Annotated in this window: 25 protein-coding genes; 11 read left to right on the top strand and 14 right to left on the bottom strand. The window is 32.5% G+C overall.

What is annotated here, in order from left to right:
- The first annotated feature begins 7 nt into the window (after positions 1-7).
- The 7 genes from BSF41_RS01125 to BSF41_RS01095 all read left to right on the top strand — a co-directional run bounded on the left by BSF41_RS01125 (position 8) and on the right by BSF41_RS01095 (position 6,891).
- Positions 8-1,594 (top strand): sensor histidine kinase KdpD, encoded by a 1,587-nt coding sequence (locus tag BSF41_RS01125; protein ID WP_095927694.1) that lies wholly within the window; start codon positions 8-10, stop codon positions 1,592-1,594.
- A gap of 3 nt (positions 1,595-1,597) precedes the next feature.
- Positions 1,598-2,314 (top strand): response regulator transcription factor, encoded by a 717-nt coding sequence (locus BSF41_RS01120; RefSeq protein ID WP_095927693.1) that lies wholly within the window; start codon positions 1,598-1,600, stop codon positions 2,312-2,314.
- 515 nt (positions 2,315-2,829) lie between these two features.
- The gene (locus BSF41_RS01115; RefSeq protein ID WP_141248102.1) at positions 2,830-3,591 is read left to right on the top strand and encodes a hypothetical protein; all 762 of its coding nucleotides are present in this window, start codon (positions 2,830-2,832) and stop codon (positions 3,589-3,591) included.
- Positions 3,581-4,972 carry an RtcB family protein gene (locus tag BSF41_RS01110; protein WP_095927691.1) on the top strand — a complete coding sequence of 464 codons (1,392 nt, stop codon included), beginning with the start codon at positions 3,581-3,583 and terminating at the stop codon, positions 4,970-4,972. The genes BSF41_RS01115 and BSF41_RS01110 overlap by 11 nt, the downstream gene beginning before the upstream one ends.
- An 11-nt stretch (positions 4,973-4,983) precedes the next feature.
- On the top strand, positions 4,984-5,598 hold the full coding sequence (locus tag BSF41_RS01105) for a hypothetical protein (RefSeq protein WP_095927690.1): 615 nt from the start codon (positions 4,984-4,986) through the stop codon (positions 5,596-5,598).
- Positions 5,586-6,275: a peptide chain release factor H gene (gene prfH, locus BSF41_RS01100; protein ID WP_095927689.1), complete on the top strand. Its 690-nt coding sequence runs from the start codon at positions 5,586-5,588 to the stop codon at positions 6,273-6,275. Before BSF41_RS01105 ends, prfH begins: the two co-directional genes overlap by 13 nt.
- Before the next feature lie 73 nt (positions 6,276-6,348).
- Entirely contained in the window at positions 6,349-6,891 is a 543-nt protein-coding gene (locus tag BSF41_RS01095) for a hypothetical protein (RefSeq protein ID WP_095927688.1), read from the top strand.
- 244 nt (positions 6,892-7,135) lie between these two features.
- On the opposite strand, the gene BSF41_RS01090 is transcribed toward BSF41_RS01095, so the two are convergent.
- The 8 genes from BSF41_RS01090 to BSF41_RS01055 form a co-directional block, all read right to left on the bottom strand.
- On the bottom strand, positions 7,136-7,882 hold the full coding sequence (locus BSF41_RS01090; protein WP_095927687.1) for an acyl-[acyl-carrier-protein] thioesterase: 747 nt from the start codon (positions 7,880-7,882) through the stop codon (positions 7,136-7,138).
- A 79-nt stretch (positions 7,883-7,961) separates the two neighbouring features.
- Complete coding sequence (gene miaA / locus BSF41_RS01085; protein WP_095927686.1) at positions 7,962-8,882, bottom strand: tRNA (adenosine(37)-N6)-dimethylallyltransferase MiaA; 921 nt, start codon at positions 8,880-8,882, stop codon at positions 7,962-7,964.
- A 153-nt stretch (positions 8,883-9,035) separates the two neighbouring features.
- The gene (locus BSF41_RS01080) at positions 9,036-9,875 is read right to left on the bottom strand and encodes an ion transporter (protein WP_095927685.1); all 840 of its coding nucleotides are present in this window, start codon (positions 9,873-9,875) and stop codon (positions 9,036-9,038) included.
- 30 nt (positions 9,876-9,905) lie between these two features.
- A complete protein-coding gene (locus BSF41_RS01075; RefSeq protein ID WP_095927684.1) occupies positions 9,906-11,267 on the bottom strand; it encodes an exonuclease domain-containing protein in 1,362 nt (453 codons plus the stop codon).
- An 82-nt stretch (positions 11,268-11,349) separates the two neighbouring features.
- Positions 11,350-12,003, bottom strand: coding sequence for a YggS family pyridoxal phosphate-dependent enzyme (locus BSF41_RS01070; protein ID WP_095927683.1), 654 nt, complete (start codon positions 12,001-12,003; stop codon positions 11,350-11,352).
- 5 nt (positions 12,004-12,008) lie between these two features.
- Positions 12,009-12,503, bottom strand: coding sequence for a hypothetical protein (locus BSF41_RS01065; RefSeq protein WP_095927682.1), 495 nt, complete (start codon positions 12,501-12,503; stop codon positions 12,009-12,011).
- Positions 12,504-12,518: 15 nt separating this feature from the next.
- Positions 12,519-13,406 carry a 3-hydroxyacyl-CoA dehydrogenase family protein gene (locus tag BSF41_RS01060; RefSeq protein WP_095927681.1) on the bottom strand — a complete coding sequence of 296 codons (888 nt, stop codon included), beginning with the start codon at positions 13,404-13,406 and terminating at the stop codon, positions 12,519-12,521.
- Between the two features lie 93 nt (positions 13,407-13,499).
- Entirely contained in the window at positions 13,500-14,465 is a 966-nt protein-coding gene (locus tag BSF41_RS01055; RefSeq protein WP_095927680.1) for a Gfo/Idh/MocA family protein, read from the bottom strand.
- 246 nt (positions 14,466-14,711) lie between these two features.
- On the opposite strand from BSF41_RS01055, the gene BSF41_RS01050 reads away from it, so the two are divergent.
- Complete coding sequence (locus BSF41_RS01050; protein WP_095927679.1) at positions 14,712-15,353, top strand: protein-L-isoaspartate(D-aspartate) O-methyltransferase; 642 nt, start codon at positions 14,712-14,714, stop codon at positions 15,351-15,353.
- A 28-nt stretch (positions 15,354-15,381) separates the two neighbouring features.
- Here the strand turns inward: BSF41_RS01050 and BSF41_RS01045 are convergent, their stop codons facing one another.
- The 3 genes from BSF41_RS01045 to smpB all read right to left on the bottom strand — a co-directional run bounded on the left by BSF41_RS01045 (position 15,382) and on the right by smpB (position 17,651).
- Entirely contained in the window at positions 15,382-16,389 is a 1,008-nt protein-coding gene (locus BSF41_RS01045; protein ID WP_095927678.1) for a helix-turn-helix domain-containing protein, read from the bottom strand.
- A gap of 85 nt (positions 16,390-16,474) precedes the next feature.
- The gene (locus BSF41_RS01040; protein ID WP_095927677.1) at positions 16,475-17,113 is read right to left on the bottom strand and encodes a hypothetical protein; all 639 of its coding nucleotides are present in this window, start codon (positions 17,111-17,113) and stop codon (positions 16,475-16,477) included.
- An 82-nt stretch (positions 17,114-17,195) separates the two neighbouring features.
- A complete protein-coding gene (gene smpB, locus BSF41_RS01035; RefSeq protein ID WP_095927676.1) occupies positions 17,196-17,651 on the bottom strand; it encodes an SsrA-binding protein SmpB in 456 nt (151 codons plus the stop codon).
- A 144-nt stretch (positions 17,652-17,795) separates the two neighbouring features.
- Between smpB and BSF41_RS01030 the strand changes: the two genes are divergently transcribed.
- Together BSF41_RS01030 and BSF41_RS01025 are read left to right on the top strand one after the other, a co-directional pair.
- A complete protein-coding gene (locus tag BSF41_RS01030) occupies positions 17,796-18,434 on the top strand; it encodes an outer membrane beta-barrel protein (RefSeq protein ID WP_095927675.1) in 639 nt (212 codons plus the stop codon).
- Positions 18,435-18,544: 110 nt separating this feature from the next.
- Positions 18,545-18,769 carry a VF530 family DNA-binding protein gene (locus BSF41_RS01025; RefSeq protein WP_095927674.1) on the top strand — a complete coding sequence of 75 codons (225 nt, stop codon included), beginning with the start codon at positions 18,545-18,547 and terminating at the stop codon, positions 18,767-18,769.
- A 2-nt stretch (positions 18,770-18,771) separates the two neighbouring features.
- Here BSF41_RS01025 and BSF41_RS01020 read toward each other — a convergent pair whose 3' ends face one another.
- The 3 genes from BSF41_RS01020 to BSF41_RS01010 all read right to left on the bottom strand — a co-directional run bounded on the left by BSF41_RS01020 (position 18,772) and on the right by BSF41_RS01010 (position 20,845).
- Positions 18,772-19,326 carry a DUF3575 domain-containing protein gene (locus tag BSF41_RS01020; RefSeq protein ID WP_095927673.1) on the bottom strand — a complete coding sequence of 185 codons (555 nt, stop codon included), beginning with the start codon at positions 19,324-19,326 and terminating at the stop codon, positions 18,772-18,774.
- 110 nt (positions 19,327-19,436) lie between these two features.
- Positions 19,437-19,985 (bottom strand): GNAT family N-acetyltransferase, encoded by a 549-nt coding sequence (locus tag BSF41_RS01015; protein ID WP_095927672.1) that lies wholly within the window; start codon positions 19,983-19,985, stop codon positions 19,437-19,439.
- An 8-nt stretch (positions 19,986-19,993) separates the two neighbouring features.
- Positions 19,994-20,845 (bottom strand): aldose 1-epimerase family protein, encoded by an 852-nt coding sequence (locus tag BSF41_RS01010; RefSeq protein ID WP_095927671.1) that lies wholly within the window; start codon positions 20,843-20,845, stop codon positions 19,994-19,996.
- Positions 20,846-21,030: 185 nt separating this feature from the next.
- Here BSF41_RS01010 and BSF41_RS01005 point away from each other — a divergent pair, with 185 nt between their 5' ends.
- Positions 21,031-23,301, top strand: a complete 2,271-nt coding sequence (locus BSF41_RS01005) for a M1 family metallopeptidase (RefSeq protein WP_095927670.1) — start codon at positions 21,031-21,033, stop codon at positions 23,299-23,301.
- The last annotated feature ends 19 nt before the right edge of the window (positions 23,302-23,320 follow it).

Genomic DNA, 23,320 nt, shown 5'->3' with positions numbered 1-23,320 from the left:
TGTTTCGATGAATAAATTATTTTTTAGAATACTTGTTTTATTGATGAGTTTGTCCTTGATAGGGATAATTCTGGTGCAAGTGTTTTGGTTCAATTCTTCGTTCAAAAATAATGAAGAGCAATTTAAATACCACGTTACTCAAGTAATTGGAAATGTTGCAGATAAGCTGGAACAACAAGAAGAGTACAGTTTCTACGACAAATACAACCGTATTAAAGACAGTACGGGTAAAATTCCAAAAAAAGAAGATTTACTAGAAGTACTTTATGTACAAAGAAACACAAAAACGAATAAAACAATCGTTTATTCAAGCACATTGACATCGGAAGATTACGATATTAATGGCTCAGTTTTTAACAAAAAATTCAGTAGCGAACGTTTTAAAAATTTTAGTTCAAAAAGAGTAACAGAAGTTTATAATAACAACAGCGGAATTGATAATAATGGTTTAGGACAAAGTATTATTCCTGATCTTAAAATTGAAAAATCAGGAAGTTTAGATATTTTAAATAAAGTTCAGCAGCAGATTCAATACAAAGATATCGCGTCTTTGACTCCAATTGAAGGAAGAATATCAAAGGAGAAGCTTTATAAATTATTAAAAAAAGAGCTTGAAGAATATGGTGTAAAAACCAAATTTGAATTCGGAATATATAGTAGTGGTGTTCCAACAAAGATTAAATCCGATGGATTTCATTTTGATAAAGAATCTACATACGATATTCCAATTTATACAGATAATGAAGGGAATAGCAAATATGAGTTATCAGTTACTTTTCCCCACAAAAAGAAATTCTTATTATCTGAATTATTAAGTATTACTATTTTATCAATAGTTTTTACATTAATTATAATAGTTGCATACACAAGTGCGTTAAATCAATTATTGCGTCAGAAACATATTTCTGAAATCAAGACAGATTTTATTAATAACATGACGCATGAGTTTAAAACTCCAATTGCAACTATAAATCTAGCATTAGATGCTATTAGAAGTCCGAAAGTTATTGAAGATAAAGAAAAAGTGTATCGTTATCTTCAAATGATTCGAGATGAAAACAAAAGAATGCACGCTCAAGTTGAGAATGTTCTTCGTATTTCAAAATTAGAAAAAAGAGAACTTGACATAACGAAAGAGCCAACTGTAGTTACAGATATAATTGACGATGCTATTGAGCATGTGAATCTTATTTTAGAAGACAGAAACGGTTCTGTAGTAAAGCATTATAACGCAGCAAGAACAACTTGTTTGATAAACGAAGTTCACTTTACAAACGTGCTGGTTAATATTTTGGAAAACGCCATTAAATATTCTCCAGATGCACCAGAGATCGAAATCTTTACTGAAAATATTAAAGATATGATTTTGATAAAAGTGAGAGATCATGGGTTGGGAATGAGTAAGATAGCTCAAAAACGAGTGTTTGAGAAATTTTACAGAGAACACACAGGAGATCTTCATAATGTAAAAGGACACGGTTTAGGACTTGCTTACGTGAAAAGAATAGTAGAGGATCACAATGGTCAAGTATATGTAGAAAGCGAAAAAGGAAAAGGTAGCACCTTTATAATAAAAATACCATTAATAAATTAAAATATGGAAAATACTAACAAAAGAATACTTTTAGTAGAAGATGACCTAAATTTTGGGGCGGTTCTTAAAGATTATCTAATGTTAAATGACTTTGAAGTTACTTTAGCTAAAAACGGTATGGAAGGTTTCGAGAAGTTCAAGAAAGATGTTTACGATTTATGTATTCTTGACGTAATGATGCCTTATAAAGATGGTTATACTTTGGCCAAAGAAATTAGAGAGAAGAACAGTGAAGTGCCAATTATCTTTTTAACAGCAAAATCTATGAAAGAAGATGTGTTAAAAGGGTATAAAGCTGGTGCAGACGACTATTTAAATAAACCTTTTGATTCAGAAGTACTTTTGATGAAGATTAAAGCAATCATTCAGAGAAAATCAGCTGATACAAAAGCAGAACAAGTACAGTTTGAGTTTAATATTGGAAAATTCCACCTAAATTCAAAACTAAGATTCTTGACTTTCCAAGATGAAGAGCCAATTAAATTGTCTCCAAAAGAAAATGAATTGTTAAAAATGCTTATTCTTCATGAAAATGATTTAATGCCAAGAGAATTAGCTTTAACAAAAATCTGGAGAGATGATAACTATTTTACATCGAGAAGTATGGACGTTTACATCGCTAAATTGAGAAAATATCTAAAAGCAGATGAAGATGTTGAAATCTTAAACATTCACGGTGAAGGTTTCAGATTGGTAATAAAAAGCAAAGTTTCTGAATAATCATTCAGCAAAAAAAAATAGATAAGCTCTGAGAAATCAGGGCTTTTTTTATGCATTAAATTAAAATATTTTGATTTATTTTTTGTGATATAGATTTGCTTTTAATTGTTTGATTCTAAAAACAATAGTGTTGGTTTTAAAAGCTCAAAATATATTGGTGAAATTTATTTTGAAGGATTTTCTTTAAATAAATTTGGAAAATCAAAAAAGTATTATGAATATTTGCACAAGAAAAAAATAATAACCCTTTAAAAACGAAGAAAAAATGTTTGTACTTACATTGACATCTCAGAGCTTTACACCAAACGTATTTGGTGAAGCAATTCTTCGTGGCTTATTTCAATCCTAGAAATATATTTTTAGATATATAAAAAAGCCCGAAGACAATAAGTTTCGGGCTTTTTTTTATTCTAGACTCTTCAAAATTTTCCCGAAAATCGATTTTTAGAATTTATCCGTCAGGATAAATAGTTTGGCCTTTTGGGGCTATTAATTTAATGCACGATAATTTTTTTATGGAAAATTATACGGTAGACGAGTATTCATTATGTACTCGTTTTAAAAGTAAAAGAAAAAAGAAAAGATTAGTAAAAGAAGATTTTGAAAAACAATTAATCCAGTTAAGAAAACTTGAAATCGACCTTTGGAAAAAGCGTAAAGACTTACCATTGGTTCCTTTGGAAATTCCGTATCAAAAAGGCTGGCAACGTAATTTTAAATTAAGAGATGATATTGCTAGATCTAGTGAAGCTCCGTTTTACAGAGAATTATTGGAAAAAATAAACACATGGCAGTTTTCTTCTGAAAAATCTTTTAAACGAAAGAAAAAGAGAAAAAGAAAACATCTGTATGTTGAAAAACTCCAAACGGTAAAAGAATTTTCGGAATGGGAATGGAGAAGTTCAAAATTAGAATTGACCGAAAAAGAAAAAGCACATTTTTATAAAAGGGAACGTTGGTGCAGCAATTTTAAACGATACAGAATTCATTATGTATTTAACGAACCTTGGCGATATGTTCTTCGCGTAAGCCCTTATATGATAACACATACTAAGATGGTCGATTCGGATTTGGAAAGTGAAATTCAGCTTCTTGACAATTATATTGTTAATCATAATCTGAGAGATAAAATAAATAGATTAATACACGGCAGTTCTCATAAATGGAGTTACTATGAAAAGGAGAATCCAAAAGAGATAAGCCCAATTAAAAATAAAAGTCTGCATGCTTTATATCAGCAATATGCAGATGAAATGATAGAAAATCATGGGAAATAAATTATCTGGAAAAGACCTGATTAAATTAGGTTTTCCAAAAAACAATTCAATAAATATCGCCTTAGGGCAGATAAACAGATATAGAAAAAGAGAAAAAAAGGAATCTATTCTAACAGAAGCAAAAGATGTATTGTTAAATCCTGAAAAATATGAAGGAAATGGAACTTGGGGTAAAGTAGCCGAAGGTTTAATCAAACCTGTTCAGGTAAGAATGCATCAACTTAAAAATACAAGAGCGCCTTTTAAAATTTTTGGTGAGAATGAAATAGACGAACAGGCTAAATTTCAATTGTACGATTCGCTGAAACTCCCAGTATCAGTTGCTGGAGCTTTAATGCCAGATGCGCATTCAGGCTACGGATTGCCAATTGGAGGCGTTTTAGCAACGGACAATGCTGTGATTCCGTACGGAGTTGGTGTTGATATTGGATGCAGAATGAGTCTTTCCATTTTTGATTTGCCAGCTTCTCATTTCAAAGGAAAAGAACATCAATTAGAAGCTATTTTGAAAGACAATACAAAGTTTGGAATGTACGAGACGCATGCTTCAAGAGTAGATCATGAAGTATTTTATAAAAGTGAATTCAAGGATATTCCGTTGTTAAAGAATCTTTTACCAAAAGCTTACAAACAATTGGGGACTTCAGGCGGAGGAAATCATTTTGTAGAATTCGGAATTGCAAAAATCGATAATCCAGAAAACGAATGGAAATTGGAAAAAGGAGAATATTTTGCTGTTTTATCACATAGTGGTTCCCGCGGATTGGGTGCTAATATTGCGAAACATTACACTTATTTGGCCACAAAACAATGTCCGTTGCCAAAAAATGTACAACATTTAGCTTGGCTAGACTTGAATACACATGATGGTCAGGAATATTGGCTGGCTATGAATTTGGCTGGAGAATATGCAAAGGCTTGTCATGATGATATTCATAGAAGAATTGCCAAAGCGATTGGAAAAAGAGTAGTGGTAACAATAGAAAATCACCACAATTTTGCTTGGAAAGAAATGGTAAATGGTCAGGAATGTATTGTACATAGAAAAGGAGCTACACCTGCGGGTGAAGGACAATTGGGAATTATTCCAGGTTCTATGACAGCGCCAGGTTTTATTGTAAAAGGAAAAGGAAATGCTGAAAGTTTAAACTCTGCTTCGCATGGTGCTGGACGTTTGTTTTCGAGAGCCAAATGCAAAAGTACTTTTACGCAAAGTGAAATCAAAAAGGTTTTGAAAGCCAACGATGTAACCTTAATTGGCGGTAATATTGACGAAGCGCCAATGGCATACAAAGACATTGAAAAAGTAATGGCTAACCAAACAGAATTAGTGGAAGTTTTGGGAACATTTACGCCTAAAATTGTTAGAATGGACCGCTAAAAATTAAGATTATGGAAAGATTTCAAGATGAAAATAAATGGTTAGGACATTTTGCAAATGAGATTTTTGTAAGATGTCCAAAATGTGAATCTAAATCTAGTGTCAAGAGAAGTAAAATAGATTGTGAATGTGGTAAATGTTATAATTATTCGAATGTTTTTGAATGTAAAAATTGCTTTTACAAGCTTGAAAAACCTATTTGTCAATACGTAGCTTATGGAAATCCATATTGCAACAATTGTTATGAACAATATGAATTTGAATCACAACCATTAAAAGAAAAACCAGAGAAGTATAGAGCAAAATGTCCGCATTGTAGCTTTCACGAAGAATGGAAACCAAAAATTAAAGTGTTTTTACAGGATTCAAAAGTAGAAGATGGTTTAGCAATGGAACAACACTATAACTTACCGCTTTGGTTTCAAAAAGAGATTGGCGGAAATGTTTTCTGGGCTTATAATCAAGATCATATTGATTATCTGGAAAGATATATTCAGGCTGATTTAAGAGAACGCAATTCAAAAGCAAATTACAATTCAAGCCTAGTCTCTCGCTTACCGCAATTTGTAAAAGCAGCAAAAAATAGAGAAAAGCTGCTAAAAGTTTTAAAGAAATGGAAAAAATAATTCAGATAACAGCGGGTCGCGGACCTGCAGAATGCACTTGGGTAGTTGCCCAAGTGCTTAAAAAAGTACTTGAAGAAGCACAAGAACAGCAATTGGAAACTGTTTTGCTGCAAAGAGAAGCAGGAACTGAAAACGGAACTGTAGAAACAGCTTCAATCGCTATAAAAGGAAAGAACGCTGATCAGTTTGTGAATTCTTGGATAGGAACAGTTCAATGGATTGGACAAAGTCAGTTTAGGAAAATGCACAAACGCAAAAACTGGTTTATTGGAATCTTTGAAATTGAACAACAGAAAAATAACTTATTTTCTGAAAATGATATTCAATATCAGGCCATGAGAAGTTCTGGTGCGGGTGGTCAGCACGTAAATAAAGTAAGTTCGGCAATCAGAGCAACGCATATTCCAACCGGAATTGCAGTAGTTTCTATGGACAGCCGTTCGCAGCACCAAAACAAAAAATTGGCAACAGAAAGGTTGCTTAAAAAACTAGAAGACGAGAAACTGATTCAGCTTAAAAATCATGTGGGACAACAATGGGAAAATCAGCTCAATGTACAACGAGGAAATCCAGTGAGAGTTTTTGCCGGAAGTGATTTTAAAAAGAATAAAGTGGAGAAAAGTTACAAAGGGACTCGTCAGAAATTAAAAAACGATTTACGAAATGAGCATAATTAAAAACTTGGTCGCAGAAAAGAATGGTGATATGCAAATTGTAAGCGACCAAAAAAACAATAAATAGACACATAAAATGAAAACAATTGATAAATACCTTTTTCAAGCGTTGGATAATTATCCTTATTCGCTTGAAGAAACTATAGAATCTTTGGATTATGCTTTTTCTTATGATTCAAAAAATACAATGGTTTTGTGTTTATACGGAAGAATTCAGGCAGAACAATTAATGAATTATGAAGAGGCGAAATCTTATTTTCAGCAAGCTTTATCTATTAATATTCATGCTCTTGAAGTATATCCGTATTATTTGCAAACCTTGATTGTGAATGAAGATTATGAAGAAGCTCAAAAGCTAATTGATTTTGCTTTAACTGTAAAAGGAATAAACAAGTCTGAAATTTACATCAAAAAAACAATTCTGTTAGAAGTACAGCACAAATTTAAAGAAGCTTTAAAAGAAATTAAGCAAGCAAAATTATATTCTATTCAGCATGATTATGACTCTGGAATTAGTGAAGTTGAGAAAAGAATTAAAGGTAAAGTTGGTTTGTTGAAAAAGAAGAAAGAGAAGAAAGAGGATAAATCTAAGAAAGGCTCTAAAAAGAAATCAAAGTAATTTTTAAACAAAAAAACGATGCGATTTAGCATCGTTTTTTTTTGTGTTCTATGAAGAATATTTAGATAAAGTTTGTCATTTCGACGAAGGAGAAATCTCCGCGAGTAACTCCGCAACGAATGTACAATCTTTGTAGAGCTTCTTGTGGAGATTTGCTTCGCCTATTCGCTATCGCTCGGGTCTCCTTCGTCGAAATGACAATATTGCGGGAAAATAGGAAAGAAAACTTGTTTATAAACTTCTTTTACTTCCAGTGCAGCTCCAAAGCAAAACAAGTTTTATCGTCTTTCGTAATACTGAATGTTGCTGTTGTATGATCGTCGTCTTCGCTTTCGTGAATTATCACATTATCTTGTAATGAAAGCTCTTTCATGAAATTCATTTCGAAGCTTTTTACTTCTTGTTTTATAATTCTTCTTGGATCGACATGGTCCAGACACCACTCTAAGTATTTTACGTTATTTACGTGGTTTACAATATCTAAATCTGATAAATAAACTGTTTTTTCGAAAACAGCTTCTTTTTCGTGGTTGATATTTATTTTAGAAAAACCTTCTGTTGTTGCTCTTTTTTCTGGGAACAATTCGAAATGTTCATAAGGCAAAGCTAAAGCTTCTGGACGACGTGCTTTGGTATTAAAAACCGCCCAATAGGTTTCGCTTCCAACAATCTTTTTCCCATTTACATACATCTCAAGTGCACGAACCGAACGTGAATTTTCAAGACTATTAATCCAAGTTTTTACTGTTACAACATCTTGCCATTTTGGTAACGCAGTTACTTCTACACGCATTCTGCTTAAAACCCAAGCCTGATCAAATTCCTGCATATCTGTAAAGCTGATTCCGCCAACTTCTGAATGTGCAGCAGCCGTAAGCTGTAAAAGATTGCATAAATCGGTGTATTTTAAGTAGCCATTTGGCGTACATTGTGTAAAATTAATTTCCCAGTCTTTACTTAAAACTGATGTGAAATTTGGTGATATAGGCATTTTTAATTTTAGATTTTTAGATTGTTGATTTTAGATTTTTCCTGTGGAAAATAGAATAAAGATGAAAGAGAAAAGACTTCTATTTTAGAAGATTTTCTATGTAATTTATAATCTCATTTCTATCAGTCGAATAATCAAACCATTTGGTGTTTTCATTTCGTTTAAACCACGTTAATTGTCTTTTAGAAAATCGACGTGTGTTCTTTTTTATTTCTTCAATTGCGAATGGCAAAGTGAAATCTCCGTCAAAATAACTAAATAATTCTCTATAACCGACCGTTTGTAAAGCATTTAACTCTTTGTTAGGATAAAGTGATTTGGCTTCTTCCAATAATCCCATATCCATCATAATATCGACACGTTGGTTTATTCTGCTATAGATGATTTCTCTGTCGGCATCTAAGCCAATTAAAATAGGAGTGAAGTTTCTGTTGTTTTTCTTCAAATTTAGAAATGAAGAATAGGGTTTTTGCGATCCAATGCAAACTTCTACAAAACGCATCATTCGTTGCGGATTTTGTAAGGTCTGCGGATTTTGGATTGTTATTTTTTGATAATAATCTGGATCTAAATTTTGTAATTGTTCTTGAAGATATTCGATTCCGAATTTTTCATAGTTTGAATTTACTTCGGTACGAATTTCTGGAGCAATTTCTGGAAATTCGTCAAAACCTTTTAATATAGCATCGACGTATAAACCTGATCCGCCAATTAAAATTGCAAAATCATTATTTTGATATAATTCTTCTAGTTTTGAAAGTGCTTCTTTTTCGTAATCGCCAACGGTATAAATTTCGAGAATAGATTTGTTTTGAATAAAATGGTGTTTTGCAGCACTTAATTCTTCCTGACTGGGAACAGCGGTTCCAATTGTCATTTCTTTAAAAAATTGACGGCTGTCGCAAGAAACAATTTCGCATTTAAAATGCTGTGCCAAAGCAATGCTCAGGGCTGTTTTCCCGATAGCTGTTGGTCCGACAATGGTAATTAGATATTTCATATTTTTTAGCCCAGATGGAAATGGAAACCCCGGACTTATATTTGTTGCATTTTTTTGGTGTAAAAGAGCGACCAACGGAAGCTCCTTTTATGCCTTAAAAAATTACAAATATAAGGAGGAGTTGCAATGTACAGCTGGATTAGCTTCTCTAAATTAATTATTTGGCAATTCTGTTCCGCATTCGTAACAATATTTTGCATTGTCAAAATGAACTTGCGACTGACATTTTCGGCATGTTTTTTTTCCGCTTACTGAATTGCTTCTTAGGCTGCTTTTTGCAAATTCGGCTGTAACAATTCCTGTTGGAACAGCAATTATTCCGTAACCTAAAATCATTACAAATGCTGCAATAAATTGTCCTAATGGAGTTTGAGGAGAAATGTCGCCATAACCAACGGTTGTTAAAGTAACAATTGTCCAATAAATTCCCATGGGGATACTTGTAAATCCTGATTCTCTGCCTTCAACCAAATACATGACTGTACCGATTATAACAGTGCTGATTAAGACAAAATAAATGAAAACTAGAATTTTTTCTTTGCTAGCTTCTATAGCTTCTTTTAATTGTAAAGATTGATGATTAATTTGCGGAATATGCAAAATCTTGAACAATCGAAGAAAACGGAGTGCTCTTACAATGGATAGAATACTCGCACCGGGAAAAAAGATCGATAAATACATGGGTAATACGGCAAGCAAATCGATGATTCCGTAAAAGCTGAAAACGTATTTAACTGGTTTTTGAATAGAAATAATTCTCAGTATATATTCGATGGTGAAAAAAACTGTAATTATCCATTCGCATATCAATAATTGTTCATGATATTTAGAACTGACTCCTTCAACGGTGTCAAGCATTATTAGGAGAACACTCAGCAGGATTAAACCCAGCAATACTAAATCGAACATTCGTCCTAAAATGGTATTGGTACCATATAGAATAATTTTGACTTTTTCCCTGAAGATTTCGTATTGTGATTTTTTATTTTTCATATCACTAAAGATAATGAAAGTTTTGTTTTGTTAAAAATGAAGTATCTTTAATGATTTGCTTTTTCGGATGTAATTCTGAATGATATTTTTCACATCACGATTGTGCGGCATTGGAATCAGAATGTTTTTGAGGATATCAATATTGGTGATTTGATGATTCAAATCGTAATAAGCATAACCTTGATAGGTTCCGTTTTCTATTAAAATCGCACTTCTTTCGTTTACATTTCGGCCTCTGTCTATTAAGATCATGCTTTTATTTTCGAAACTGTTTTCTGAGATAAACTGCTGTACTCTTAAATTGTAAACTTCAGGTGTAACTTCGCCAACGCAAGCTCCATCGCATTCTTTGATTTTATATTGAAAACACTCTTTTTTGGTTTGATATAAACCGGTTAGTTTTTGGCACAAATGATATTTTGCTGTAAACCTAAAAAGTGCATTTTTACCTTCTTGCAAAGAAGCAAAAGAGGTTATTTCTTTTTTACGTCCGTCTGCTTTTTCAAGTTTTAAATTGATGTATCCGTTTTCATCTTTTTCGGCATACAAGGCGAAAGGAAAAACAGTTTTCTTTTGCGAACGATTGTATCTCGGACGATTTATTTTTACTTCCTGACTTTCTTTTAAAAGGGCGATTAATTCGCTTCCAGTTTCATCGTAAGTTATAGTAAAGACTTCAGCCTGAATTCTTTTGCTTTTGGTTGTAACTCCAGTAAAATGCTGATTGACTCTTTTTTTGATATTTTGACTTTTGCCAATATAAATCAAAGTTCCCCCTTCGTTATAAATATAATAAACGCCTGTTTTGGCTGGCATTTGATTTAAGATATCTAAGAGTTTTGGAGAAATTCCTTTTTCGACTTCGAGTTTTATAAAATCTTTTACAATTGTTTTCTCAGTGTCTTTTTCCAAAAGCATTTTAAACAGCTTTGTCGTTGCCATAGCATCTCCACTTGCACGATGCCTGTCTGCCATAGGAATTCCGAGTGCACGCACTAGTTTTCCTAAACTGTATGAAGGTTGTTCTGGAATTAGTTTTTTGGCTAATTCTACTGTACAAAGTGTTCTGGCTTCGAAATCGTAGCCTAAACGGCGAAATTCTGTTCTAAGGATTCTATAATCAAAAGAAGCATTGTGAGCCACAATTACAGAGTCTGAAGTAATTTCGATAATGCGTTTGGCGATTTCGTAAAACTTTGGAGCAGAACGCAACATCGCATTATTGATTCCTGTCAGTTTTACCACAAAAGGCTGAATCGGAATTTCAGGATTGACAAGACTGATGAATTGGTCTACTACTTCATGCCCATCAAATTTATAGATGGCGATTTCAGTAATTCCCTCTTCATTAAATTGTCCTCCTGTAGTTTCTATGTCTAGTATTGCGTACAAATTCAGTAATCAGTGTTCAGTTTTTAGTATTCAGTTTGCTGTGTAGGCGTATCGCTGCACACTTACAGTCTTGGTTTTGAAATTATCTGCCTCCAAAAATGCTGCTTCCAATTCTAACCATTGTGCTTCCACATTCTATTGCCAATTGATAATCTCCAGACATTCCCATTGAAATTGTTTTTAAATCAACAATCTGCAGTTTTTGGATAGAATCAAAAATGGATTTTAAATGGGTAAATTCTTTTTTAATCTGGTTTTGATTGTCTGTGAAAGTTGCCATTCCCATTAAACCTAAGATACGAATATTTTTTAACTCTTTAAACTCTGGAGAAGTTAAAAGTTCATTTAATTCGTTTTCATCCAAACCAAATTTAGATTCTTCTTCTGCAATATAAATTTGAAGAAGGCAATCTATAATTCTTTTATTTTTTAAAGCTTGTTTATTGATTTCCTGTAATAATTTTAAACTGTCAACACCATGAATCAAAGTCACGTACGGAGCCATAAATTTGACTTTATTGGACTGAACATGACCAATCATATGCCATTGAATGTCTTTTGGCATTTGTTCCCATTTTTCGGTCATTTCCTGAATTTTGTTTTCTCCAAAAATGCGTTGGCCTGCTTCGTACGCTTGCATTAAGTCTGAAACAGGTTTTGTTTTAGAAACGGCAACAAGAGTTACCTGTTCAGGTAAAGTTGCTTTGATTGTATGTAAGTTTGATGCTATTGACATTTTATTTATTTTTTTGAAAGCTGAATGTGTAAGCTTTCATTTCTTTCTGATGGAATGTAAAAATCGATCTTTTCATTTTCCATTTTTAATTTAGTATCGAATCCAGGCCCTTTTGCATCATCCTCTAAAGGAGTATAAAAAGAACCCATATCACTTTGAAAAAGAGTGCCAAATACTTTGTCATAGCACTTATCAGAACCACAAAAATAGCCTACTACTTTATCATCAAGATTTACAACGATTATTTCAAAGTCTGATTTTATATTTAAATCCCTTAAATATAAAATTACAAAATTGTGTTTTCGCTTTTTATCAAAACTCTCGGTACTTTTAAAGACACAATTGTCATACCTTTTGTTGTTGATATTCAGTTGATATCCATTTTCTTGCTTTAAAGTTCTAGTTATTCCAAATAAATAATCAATAGTCACTGGTTTGTAATAATAAAGAGTAATTAAACTAAAAATTATTAGAATGACTAGAAAGATTATTTTTTTCATTGAACAAATCAGATTTTACAAAAATTGCTTGGAGATTTTCTCTGCTTTTTTACTTTCGCTGTAATCGTAAAAACCTTCTCCAGATTTTACTCCAAGTTTACCAGCTCTCACCATGTTTACTAATAATGGACAAGGAGCATATTTTGGATTTTTGAATCCGTCGTACATTACATTTAAGATTGCTAGACAAACGTCAAGACCAATAAAATCAGCTAATTGAAGAGGTCCCATTGGGTGTCCCATTCCTAATTTCATTACGGTATCAATTTCGTAAACTCCTGCGACTTTGTTGTATAACGTTTCTATTGCTTCATTTAGCATTGGCATTAAGATTCTGTTTGCTACAAAACCTGGATAATCATTTACTTCAACAGGAACTTTACCTAATTTTTCAGATAAAGTCATGATGATTTTAGTTACTTCATCGCTTGTATTGTATCCGCGGATGATTTCGACTAATTTCATAATCGGCACCGGATTCATAAAGTGCATTCCGATAACACGTTCAGGATGTGCTACAACAGCTCCAATCTGTGTAATTGAAATAGAAGAAGTATTGGTTGCTAAAATGGTGTTGTGCGAGCAATATTCGTTTAATTGTTTGAAGATGTTTAGTTTTAATTCAACGTTTTCAGTTGCTGCTTCAACTACTAAATCTACACCAACAACACCGTCCTTTATATCTGTGTAAGTAATAATATTGGTGATAGTTTTAGCAACATCTTCTTGAGTAATTGTTCCTTTAGAAAGCATACGATCTAGGTTAGCAGCAATGGTTGCCATTCCTTTATCTAATGATTTTTCAGAAACGTCGATTAATTTTACAGTAAATCCGCTTTGCGCAAAAGTATGTGCAATTCCGTTACCCATTGTTCCTGCTCCAATTACAGCTATTGTTTTCATATTACCTTTAGTATATTATATTTTACTATTTAGCCACGAATTCGCAACTTGATCGCGAATTTCGTGGCTAATTTATTTTTAAAATTATTTTAATTATTTATCGAAACAATCAATAATTTGATAAGCCACGCGCAAAGCATCTGTAGCTTGCTCCAATGTTACAACTGGTGTAGTATCTGTATTGATTGCATTTGCAAAAGATTCTAATTCGTCCAGAATTGCATTGTTTTGCTCCACATCTGGATTGGTGAAATAGATTTGTTTTTTTACACCTTCAGCGTTTTGAAGAATCATGTCAAAATCTCCAGGAACTTCTGGCGCATCTTTCATACGTACTACTTCGCATTTCTTTTCTAAGAAGTCAACAGAAATGTAAGCATCTTTTTGGAAGAAACGTGACTTACGCATGTTTTTTAATGAGATTCTGCTTGCTGTTAAGTTGGCTACACAACCATTTTCGAATTCAATTCTGGCATTGGCAATATCTGGAGTATCGCTAATTACAGATACTCCACTGGCGTGAATATCTTTTACTTTTGAATTTACTACACTTAAAATGGCATCAATATCATGAATCATTAAATCTAAAACCACAGGAACGTCTGTACCGCGCGGATTAAATTCGGCCAAACGATGCGTTTCAATAAACATCGGGTTTTCGATCATGTTTTTTGTAGCGATAAAAGCGGGATTAAAACGCTCTACGTGACCAACTTGCCCTTTTACATTGTACTCTTTTGCCAAAGCAATAATTTCTTCGGCTTCTTCAACTGTATTAGCGATTGGTTTTTCAATAAAGATATGTTTTCCTGATTTGATGGCAACTTTTGCACATTTATAGTGTGAAAGTGTTGGAGTTACAATGTCAATCACGTCGACAGCGTGAATAAGTTTTGCAATTGTGCTGAAGTTTTTATAGCCAAACTCTTTAGAGATTCTTTCGGCATTTTCTTGATTTTCGTCGTAAAATCCAACTAATTCGTATTTGTCAGATTGTTGTAATAAGCGTAAATGTATTTTACCAAGATGACCAGCACCTAAAACTCCTACTTTTAACATGAGAATGTATTTTAAACAAAAATATAATTTATTTGTTTAACCTGAAAATGAATTTATCGAATTGTGAAATGTGAAATGTAAATATGAGTTATGACTTTCGGTATTTAACGGTCGACATTTTACGTTTTACGGTTTATATTTCGCAATTCACATTTCAACTTTTAGCTTTATTAATTTAATATTTAAAAATCAATATTTGAAATCCTGTTTTGTTTCTTATTTTTGCGAAAATAAAACCTACCCATTTTGAAAGATACTGCCAAACATCAAGGACTTCGCAATCAATTAGTAACCACCTTAGAACAAAAAGGAATTACTGATAGAGCGGTTTTGGATGCCATTAAAAAAATCCCAAGACACCTTTTTTTAAATTCAAGTTTTGAAGATTTCGCTTATCAAGACAAGGCATTTCCTATTGGTGCAGGGCAAACCATTTCTCAACCTTATACGGTGGCTTTTCAGTCGCAATTGCTTGAAGTTAAGAAAGATCATAAAGTTTTGGAAATAGGAACGGGTTCTGGTTATCAGACTGCCGTTTTATTTATGTTAGGCGCTAAAGTATTTACCGTTGAAAGACAAAGTGAATTGTTTAAAGCAACTTCTAACTTATTTCCAAAATTAAACATTCGTCCAAAGCATGTTTCTTTTGGAGATGGATATAAAGGATTGCCAAATTTTGCTCCGTTTGATAGTATTATAGTTACAGCAGGTGCGCCTTTTATTCCGCAGCCTTTAATGGCTCAGTTGAAAATAGGGGGAAGGCTTGTTATTCCTTTAGGAGAAGATGTTCAGATTATGACTTTATTAATTAGAAAGAATGAAACTCAATTTGAAAAACATGAGTTTGGAGAGTTTAGATTTGTTCCTTTATTAGAAGATAAAAATTAATACGAAGCCCAGTTTTAGCTGGGCTTTTTTATTTTTCGATTAATTGTATCGCTCTTTTTAGATTTTCTTTTTCGATACTAATTATATAATTAATAAAAATTGATTTATCATTCTGAATCTGACTTTCCTCCAAAACAGAAAAATACTCATCTATACTCTTTTGATTTTCATCAATTGTGACATATGTATAATTATGTTGGATTAAAATCCAGTTTAATGCTAGATTTGCCATTTGAAGATTTCCATTTTCAAAAGGCTTAATTTCAGCTATTTTTAGATGAGCTTCAGATGCGAGAATTAAGGTATGAAGATTGTTTTTTTGCGATTCGTACCAATTAAAAAATAAATTCATTTCGCGTATAATAAGTTTATCATTGATATATTTTCCAGAACTTTCAGATTCAAATCCTTTAAAAATAAAAGTATGAAGCAAAAGAAAATCTTTTTCATTAAATGATGTTTTCTTTTGAGTTAGATCTTTAATGTAAAATGTTGCTTCTTGAAAATTAATGGCTTCAAGATGATTTTGCATACTTTTTCCAGAAATGGTCAATCCTTCATTTAAGACTAGTTTAGTTTCTTCCAAGGTTAGTGGATTCTTGTTTAAATGAATACTTTTAAAAATAAATTCTATTTCTAAAGTTTTTGAAATTTGACGGTACTCAAAATGATTAAAAGAATGGATTTTACTTTTTAAGATTTCAATTTCATCCAAGATATTTTGAATAGAAGATAGTAATGCTGAGTTGATTTCTTTTCTATTGTTTTGAATTTCTTGTTCGGCTAAAATTAAGGCTTTCAATGCAAATTCTTCATTGCCAATTTCATAAAGAATTTTCTCTTTAAGCCAAGCAACCATTAAAGTCTCATAATCAATCTCTAAAAGTTGAGATAATTTGGTTACTTGCTCTTTTGTTGGTTTTCGAGTTCCAGATTCAAATTTACTAATCAAAGCTTGATCAATATCAGCAAGCTGAGCTAACTCACGAGTTTTTAAACCTTTCTGTTCTCTAGCGTTTTTTAAAAGTGATTTCATTCTATGAAAGATTTAGTCTTGACAAAATTAGTCAATTTTTTAGGCAAAAGAAAAGCAGCATTTTTGAAATACTGCTCTTGATGTTTTATTTGGGAGGAAGCGATCCGTCCTTTCTCATTTCTTTTACAACAGCTTGCATTATCGCATCAACGGTTTGTCCTAAATCGGTAACATATTGCGATTCTGTAGTTCCTGTCCAGATTAATTTGTTTTGTTTTAGTGAAAACACATTGGTTTCTACCATATAAGATGTGGTTTCTTGGTAATATCCAGGATCGTAAAAGTTTGGAGAATACATTCCGTACCAGTTTCCAAAACCATAACCGTACATTCCTGTATACATTCCGTCAAAACCGCCATAGTACATTCCTGTATAAGTGCCAGGAACATAATTAACTTCTTTTTCTTTGCTGACTAATCGCATACTGATTACTCCGTCAAAATTTTCGTCTTGTAAAACCTTTAGTTTTTGTTCTTGTGATAATTGTGAAGTTGCATTTAAGTATTGATACGAAGTTTTAAATACTGGATTGCTTGCAGCAATTCTGTTTTCTGTAATTCGTCTCGAAGCTTCATCTTTGACTAAAGCGACAACCAAAACTTTTTTAAATTGTTCCTGAGCAATCGTTACATCAGGATCTCTCCAGCTGTTTACAATAGAAGTATTACTGCCACAACTTGAAAACGCTGCAATAGCGAAAAACAAAACTAAGTACTTTTTCATATTTTACAGTTAAATTGGTTATAAGTAAAAATAAATATAAAATGTTAATTATAAGTGTTTTGTGTGAAAATAAAAAAGCTTACTAGTTGTAAGCTTTTTTAATACGGTCTAAATCTCGTTTAGTGTCTTGCTCTTTTAGAGATTCACGTTTGTCATAGTTCTTCTTTCCTTTGCAAAGACCGATCTGTAATTTGGCTAAACCTTTTTCATTTGTAAATAATTTCAAAGGGATAATAGTAAGTCCTTTTGCCTGAACACTTTTATGTAGCGTTTTTAACTCTTTTTTGTTTAAAAGTAATTTTCGCTCACTTCTAGATTTATGATTGAATTGATTTCCAAAAGAATATTCTTCAATATAAGTATTAATGGCAAAAAGTTCCATACCACTAAATTCACAAAAACTTTCGGTAATGTTTGCTTTCCCTAAACGTATAGATTTAATTTCTGTTCCTGCCAAAACAATTCCAGCAGTGTACGTATCGATTATTTCGTAATCGAATCGGGCTCTTTTGTTAAGTATATTGACTGATTTTATCATAGCTGCAAATGTAAGACAAAATTGAAAAAAATGTGGCAGTTAAATATAATTAAAGTTTTTTTTTAATCTATGATTTTAATCAGTCTTGAGCAAAAAGCTTACACATAAGTTTGTCTTGTAATTTAAAAAAAAAAACGAAATAAAATGAAAAAGATTGTAACATTAGTGAGTATGGTATTAATCGGTTTAACTGCTAAAGCCCAAGATTCAACTCAAGGACTAAAAGGTGCATGGTTTGCAACCTCCCAATTCGGTTATCAACAAACTAAAACGGCAGATGAAAAAAATACTACATTATCTGTGCTGCCAATTGTTGGAACATTTGTAACGCCATCTGTTGCTGTAGGTGCAGGAATTGGTTTTATCAACATTAAAGCAGATTCTGATGCTGGAACTGCAGCAAAAACAAATCTATTTGTAGCGCAGCCTTTAGTTAGAAAATATTGGAATGTTGCTGGTTCACTTTATTTCTTCGGACAATTGGCAGTGCCTATTATTACTGGTAAAGAAAAAGAAAGTGAGTTAAAAGTAAATCAAGTTGGGTTGTCTCTATCAGGCGGATTTGATTATTTCGTGACTAAGAATTTCTCTGTGGAGTTTTCTTATGATCTGGCAAACTTTACATCAACAACACTTGATCCTAAAACTGGAGACAAAACTACAGTTACCAATTTTGGTTTAGCACATGTTGCCAATGTAGATCCCTTTTACAACACAGCTTTAGCAGGAAGTAACCCAAATTTGACTTCTCCTGTTTCTGTCGGATTTAAATTCGTATTCTAATTTATTCTTTATTTGATTATCGTAAAATTCTATTTTAGTAATTTTGCAAAAAGAAAAGACCGTACTTTTCCTAGTACGGTCTTTTTGATTTATTATCTAAAAAGTACAAAATGCAAAATCAATTTAAAGACCCTCTTCACGGAATCACGCTTCAAAAAATTGTCGAAACTTTAGTCAATTATTATGGATTTGATACTTTAGGAGAATTAATTCCAGTAAAATGTTTTACTTCAAATCCGAGTGTAAAATCGAGTCTTACATTCTTGAGAAAAACAGATTGGGCTCGTAAAAAAGTAGAAGAGCTTTATGTAAAAACGCTTCCTAAGTTAACCTGATTTTATAATTTGTATGAAATCATAACTCCTCCACGGTACGGAAGCCATTCACCACTTTTATTATAATTCGGGGCTTTTTCATACCTTCCTGGAGTTCCATCATTATAATATCCTTTATAAAAACCTTGGTGCCATCCACCGCCTACAAAAAAGTCAAGTAAAAACTTATCACTTAGTTTTAGGTTGTAACCAACTGTAGCACCAAGTCTGTAGCCAAAACCGTCTTCATAGTGATTACTGTCCCAATAGTTCCATTTTTGCAATTCGTATTTATCAGCTCCAATATGTCCTCCTACATAAAAACCGTTATATTTTTCTTTAAAATGGTAACGTACTTCTGGAGTAACAGTAATAAATTTCATTGGATTTTGTCCGTTAAACGATTCCCAGAAAGAAGCCATTACATCGGCACTAAATGTGGTTTTCTCTCCAATGCTAGTTTCTATACCAATATTTGGGATCGCTAATAAAGCAGTTGCTCCGTTAAATTTTACAAATGTCTGACTTTGTAATTGTATACAAAATAAAAGAACAAGTAGGGCGGGTATTTTTTTCATAAAAATGTTTTGGATTCAAAACAGCTTTTTTTTGCTGATTTCGAGCGCAAATATAACGTATAATGCTAGAGAACAATTGGCTATAAGATTATTTTAACAAGAATGAAAATCTACTTTTCTAATAATGAATAGATTACCTTATCAAGAAATTTTCCTTCCCAAAATTCTGATTCTTTTAAATGAGCTTCTTTAACAAATCCACATTTTTGTAATACTTTTTCTGAAGCATAATTTTCTGGATCAATTACAGCTTCTATAGAATGAAGTTTTAAATCTTCAAAACCAAATTTAATTAGTCGGTTTACAGCTTCTGGAATAATTCCTTTTCCATGATAATCGGGTGAAAGCATATAGCCTATTTCTGCTCGGTAATTTTCAGGTTGCAATCTGTAAAAACCAATAATTCCAAGCAACTTAGGGTTGCCTTTTAGTCTGATACTCCAATTTATTCCAGTGTTATCGTCAATTTTATCATTGATTATTTTGATGTGCTCCAAAGCATCTTCATGATTTTTTGCCAAAGGTCTTGGAATAAATTTCATGATTTCAGGATTAGAACGTAGCTCAAATACTTCCTGTACGTCTTTGTTGTTAAGGCGGTCTAGAATTATGCGTTCTGTTTCTATTACAGGAAATGGAGTAAAGTTAAAATCTAACATTTTCTTTATTATAATGTTGTTATACTAAATTTTGCACTGAAATCTTTGTTGGCTTCCAATGTCAAAATTCCCTCTTTTTGGTATAAATCACCTGTGTTTTCATCAGTGTCAGAATATCCAAGCCATGGTTCAATACAAATAAAAGGTGCGTCTTCTTTTGTCCAGATTCCTAAACTTGGAAAATCTTTATAATCAACTTTTATATAAGGTTTTGAATTGTTTAAAATAGTTAAAGATTTTGATTCTAATGTTTTAAAGATTAGAGCATCGTTACTAAATAGCTCATAATTTAAAGGAACTAAATTGTCTTTTGTTTCTAAAATTTTAGTTTTAGACGAAATCAAATCGTTTTCAAGAAGGTAATATTTTAAACTTTCCTCTTTTTCAAATTGAAGAGCATAATCTTCAAAATGATTAGGAAGAGCAATTGCTGGGTGCGCTCCAATAGAAAAAGGCATTTTTTCTTTTCCTTTATTAATGACTTTGTATTCAAGCTCCAATGCGTTTTCATTAAGCGTATAAATAAGCTGTAATTCAAATTCAAAAGGATACTTCTGCAATGTTTCTTCAGAAGATTGAAGAGAGAAAACGGCTTTGTTTTCCGTTTTTTCAATCAATTCAAAGTCCATGTCACGAGCAAAACCATGGCGTGGCAGATGGTATTCTTTTTCGCTGATTGTGTAAGTGTTATTTTTTAAAGTTCCTACAATTGGAAAAAGTACGGGAGAATGTTTGCCCCAAAAATCTGGATTGCCTTCCCAGATATATTCGTTTTCTTGATTGTCTTTTAATGAAAATAATTCAGCTCCAGCATGTTTAATGGAAGCTTTTAATATTGAATTTGAAATAGTTGTAGTCACAATGTTAAATATAAAATGAATATTTTTTATAGAGATGTAAATATATTTTATAAAATTTAGTTTTTTAAGAAAAAGGCTTAAATTATTTTATTGATAAAATTTTGCTAAAATTGAATTTATGTTTTAAAGTTTCTCTGTAAATAGCTTTTTTTTTCATTAATTTGCTACATAAACAGCTAAAAAATATGAAAAAGCAATCTGCAAAAGCCATTTTAACCGCGGCTTTATTTTTTGGGATTTCTTCAGTATGGGCGCAGCAAACCCCGTCAGCGACAGCAGCAAATCCGGTAAACAATTACAATTATCATGATGCCTTTGGACCTCATTTTTACACCAAAAATGCTACATCAACTCGTACTGCAAGTGGTGAGCCAGGAGTTGAGTATTGGCAGAATAGAGCCGATTATCAGATTACGGCAAAATTAAACGGAACTACAAATGAGATTGTAGGGACAGATGAAATTACTTATACTAATAATAGCCCTAATAAATTATCATTTCTTTGGCTGAATTTAGATCAGAACTTATTTAAAGAAGATTCTAGAGGAAACGCTATCGTGCCTTTGACAGGAAGCCGTAACGGAGCCCAAGGACAAGTTTTTGATGGTGGAAATAAAATTAAATCTGTAAAAGTAATTACTGGTGGAAAAACTAAAACAGAAACAGTTGCTAAATATATAGTTACAGACACAAGAATGCAGATTTTCCTTCCACAAGAATTAGCTGCAAAAGGAGGCTCTGTAAAAGTTAAAATCGAATTTTCTTTCATCGCGCCTTTCGAGGGGTCTGATAGAATGGGAGTTTTGGAAACTAAAAACGGAAAAATCTTCACAATTGCACAATGGTACCCACGTATGTGTGTGTATGATGATGTTAGAGGATGGAATACAGCTCCTTATTTAGGTGCGTCTGAGTTTTACTTAGAATATGGAGATTTTGATGTGAAACTTACAGTTCCAGGAAATCACTACGTTGTAGCTTCAGGAGAATTGCTAAACGGTCAGGAAGTATTTTCTGCTGAGCAATTAAAAAGATATAAAGACGCTTCAAACAGTGATAAAACAGTTATGATCCGTACTGCTGATGAAGTTAACGCAACAGCAAATAGCAATTCAGGAACTGAAAAAACATGGCATTATAAAATCAAAAATGCACGTGATTTTTCTTGGGCATCTTCTCCGGCTTTTATCTTAGACGGCGCTAAAATTAACCTTCCAAGCGGTAAAAAATCATTAGCATTGTCTGCTTATCCAGTTGAAAGTGATGGGCAAGGTGCTTATGGACGTTCTACAGAATATGTGAAAGCTTCAATCGAACATTATTCTAAACAATGGTTCGAATATCCTTATCCAGCAGCTACAAACGTTGCAGGTAATGAAGGAGGAATGGAATATCCTGGAATTGTTTTCTGCGGATGGAAATCTAAAGGAGCAGATTTATGGGGAGTTACAGATCACGAATTTGGACATATTTGGTTTCCAATGATTGTTGGTTCTAATGAAAGATTGTTTGCTTGGATGGATGAAGGATTTAACACTTTTATTAACTCGTTAAGCACTGCTGCATTTAATAATGGAGAGTACAAAGAACAGCCAACAGATTTGCACGAACAAGCAGAACCGTTTACTAGACCCGACTTAGAAACGATTATGAGTTCTCCTGATAACATGAAGGAAGCTAATATTGGTATGTTATGCTACTTTAAACCAAGCGCAGGTTTAGTGATTTTAAGAGAACAGATTTTAGGAAAAGAGCGTTTTGATACTGCTTTTAGAACCTATATTCAGCGTTGGGCATATAAACATCCACAACCAGATGATTTCTTTAGATCTATGGAAAATGTGGCTGGTGAAGACTTAAGCTGGTTCTGGAGAAGCTGGTACGTAAATAATTGGCGTTTTGATCAAGGTGTTAATTCTGTAAAATATGTGAAAAACGATCCTGCTAAAGGTGCCATAATTACAGTTGAAAATTTTGATAAAATGCCAATGCCAATTGTTTTAGATGTGAAAACAAAAGGCGGAAAAGTGACTAGAGTTAATCTTCCGGTAGAAGTATGGCAGCGTAATAAAAGCTGGTCTTTCAAACACAATTCTACAGAAGAAATTGAAAGTATTACGTTAGATCCTGATCATGTTTTTCCAGATAATAACGACTCAAATAATGTTTGGACAGCAGCAAAAGGTAAATTGGAAAAAGATATTATTTTAGATGGATATTTAGGTAAATATGCTACAGCAAAATCTCCTTTAACTATTGAACTGACAGAAAAAAATAGTGCTTTAGTTGCCGAACTTCCAAATTATCCTAAGTTTACATTAGAACCTGTAGCAGGCGAAAAAGACACATTTGAATCGAAAAGAGCGGGATTAAAATTTAAATTTAATGAAGCTAAAAATGCGTTTGACATGACAATTTTAGATAATGGACAAATAATGCAGTTTACTAAGAAGTAAAAATTATAGAGATATAACC

Source organism: Flavobacterium sp. ACN2, assembly GCF_002303885.1.
Lineage (GTDB): Bacteria > Bacteroidota > Bacteroidia > Flavobacteriales > Flavobacteriaceae > Flavobacterium.
Note: the sequence above shows the minus strand (reverse complement) of the source record. Positions and strands in the feature narration are given on the sequence as shown.

Coding starts and splice junctions, on each gene's coding strand:
- BSF41_RS01045 (WP_095927678.1), bottom strand. CDS start 16,389: ATGAAATCACTTTTAAAAAACGCTAGAGAACAGAAAGGTTTAAAAACT.
- BSF41_RS01125 (WP_095927694.1), top strand. CDS start 8: ATGAATAAATTATTTTTTAGAATACTTGTTTTATTGATGAGTTTGTCC.
- BSF41_RS01105 (WP_095927690.1), top strand. CDS start 4,984: ATGGAAAGATTTCAAGATGAAAATAAATGGTTAGGACATTTTGCAAAT.
- miaA (WP_095927686.1), bottom strand. CDS start 8,882: ATGAAATATCTAATTACCATTGTCGGACCAACAGCTATCGGGAAAACA.
- BSF41_RS01060 (WP_095927681.1), bottom strand. CDS start 13,406: ATGAAAACAATAGCTGTAATTGGAGCAGGAACAATGGGTAACGGAATT.
- BSF41_RS01055 (WP_095927680.1), bottom strand. CDS start 14,465: ATGTTAAAAGTAGGAGTTTTAGGTGCTGGTCATCTTGGTAAAATACAT.
- BSF41_RS01090 (WP_095927687.1), bottom strand. CDS start 7,882: ATGCCTATATCACCAAATTTCACATCAGTTTTAAGTAAAGACTGGGAA.
- BSF41_RS01020 (WP_095927673.1), bottom strand. CDS start 19,326: ATGAAAAAAATACCCGCCCTACTTGTTCTTTTATTTTGTATACAATTA.
- BSF41_RS01025 (WP_095927674.1), top strand. CDS start 18,545: ATGCAAAATCAATTTAAAGACCCTCTTCACGGAATCACGCTTCAAAAA.
- BSF41_RS01110 (WP_095927691.1), top strand. CDS start 3,581: ATGGGAAATAAATTATCTGGAAAAGACCTGATTAAATTAGGTTTTCCA.
- BSF41_RS01120 (WP_095927693.1), top strand. CDS start 1,598: ATGGAAAATACTAACAAAAGAATACTTTTAGTAGAAGATGACCTAAAT.
- smpB (WP_095927676.1), bottom strand. CDS start 17,651: ATGATAAAATCAGTCAATATACTTAACAAAAGAGCCCGATTCGATTAC.
- BSF41_RS01070 (WP_095927683.1), bottom strand. CDS start 12,003: ATGTCAATAGCATCAAACTTACATACAATCAAAGCAACTTTACCTGAA.
- BSF41_RS01040 (WP_095927677.1), bottom strand. CDS start 17,113: ATGAAAAAGTACTTAGTTTTGTTTTTCGCTATTGCAGCGTTTTCAAGT.
- BSF41_RS01115 (WP_141248102.1), top strand. CDS start 2,830: ATGGAAAATTATACGGTAGACGAGTATTCATTATGTACTCGTTTTAAA.
- prfH (WP_095927689.1), top strand. CDS start 5,586: ATGGAAAAAATAATTCAGATAACAGCGGGTCGCGGACCTGCAGAATGC.
- BSF41_RS01095 (WP_095927688.1), top strand. CDS start 6,349: ATGAAAACAATTGATAAATACCTTTTTCAAGCGTTGGATAATTATCCT.
- BSF41_RS01065 (WP_095927682.1), bottom strand. CDS start 12,503: ATGAAAAAAATAATCTTTCTAGTCATTCTAATAATTTTTAGTTTAATT.
- BSF41_RS01080 (WP_095927685.1), bottom strand. CDS start 9,875: ATGAAAAATAAAAAATCACAATACGAAATCTTCAGGGAAAAAGTCAAA.
- BSF41_RS01005 (WP_095927670.1), top strand. CDS start 21,031: ATGAAAAAGCAATCTGCAAAAGCCATTTTAACCGCGGCTTTATTTTTT.
- BSF41_RS01030 (WP_095927675.1), top strand. CDS start 17,796: ATGAAAAAGATTGTAACATTAGTGAGTATGGTATTAATCGGTTTAACT.
- BSF41_RS01015 (WP_095927672.1), bottom strand. CDS start 19,985: ATGTTAGATTTTAACTTTACTCCATTTCCTGTAATAGAAACAGAACGC.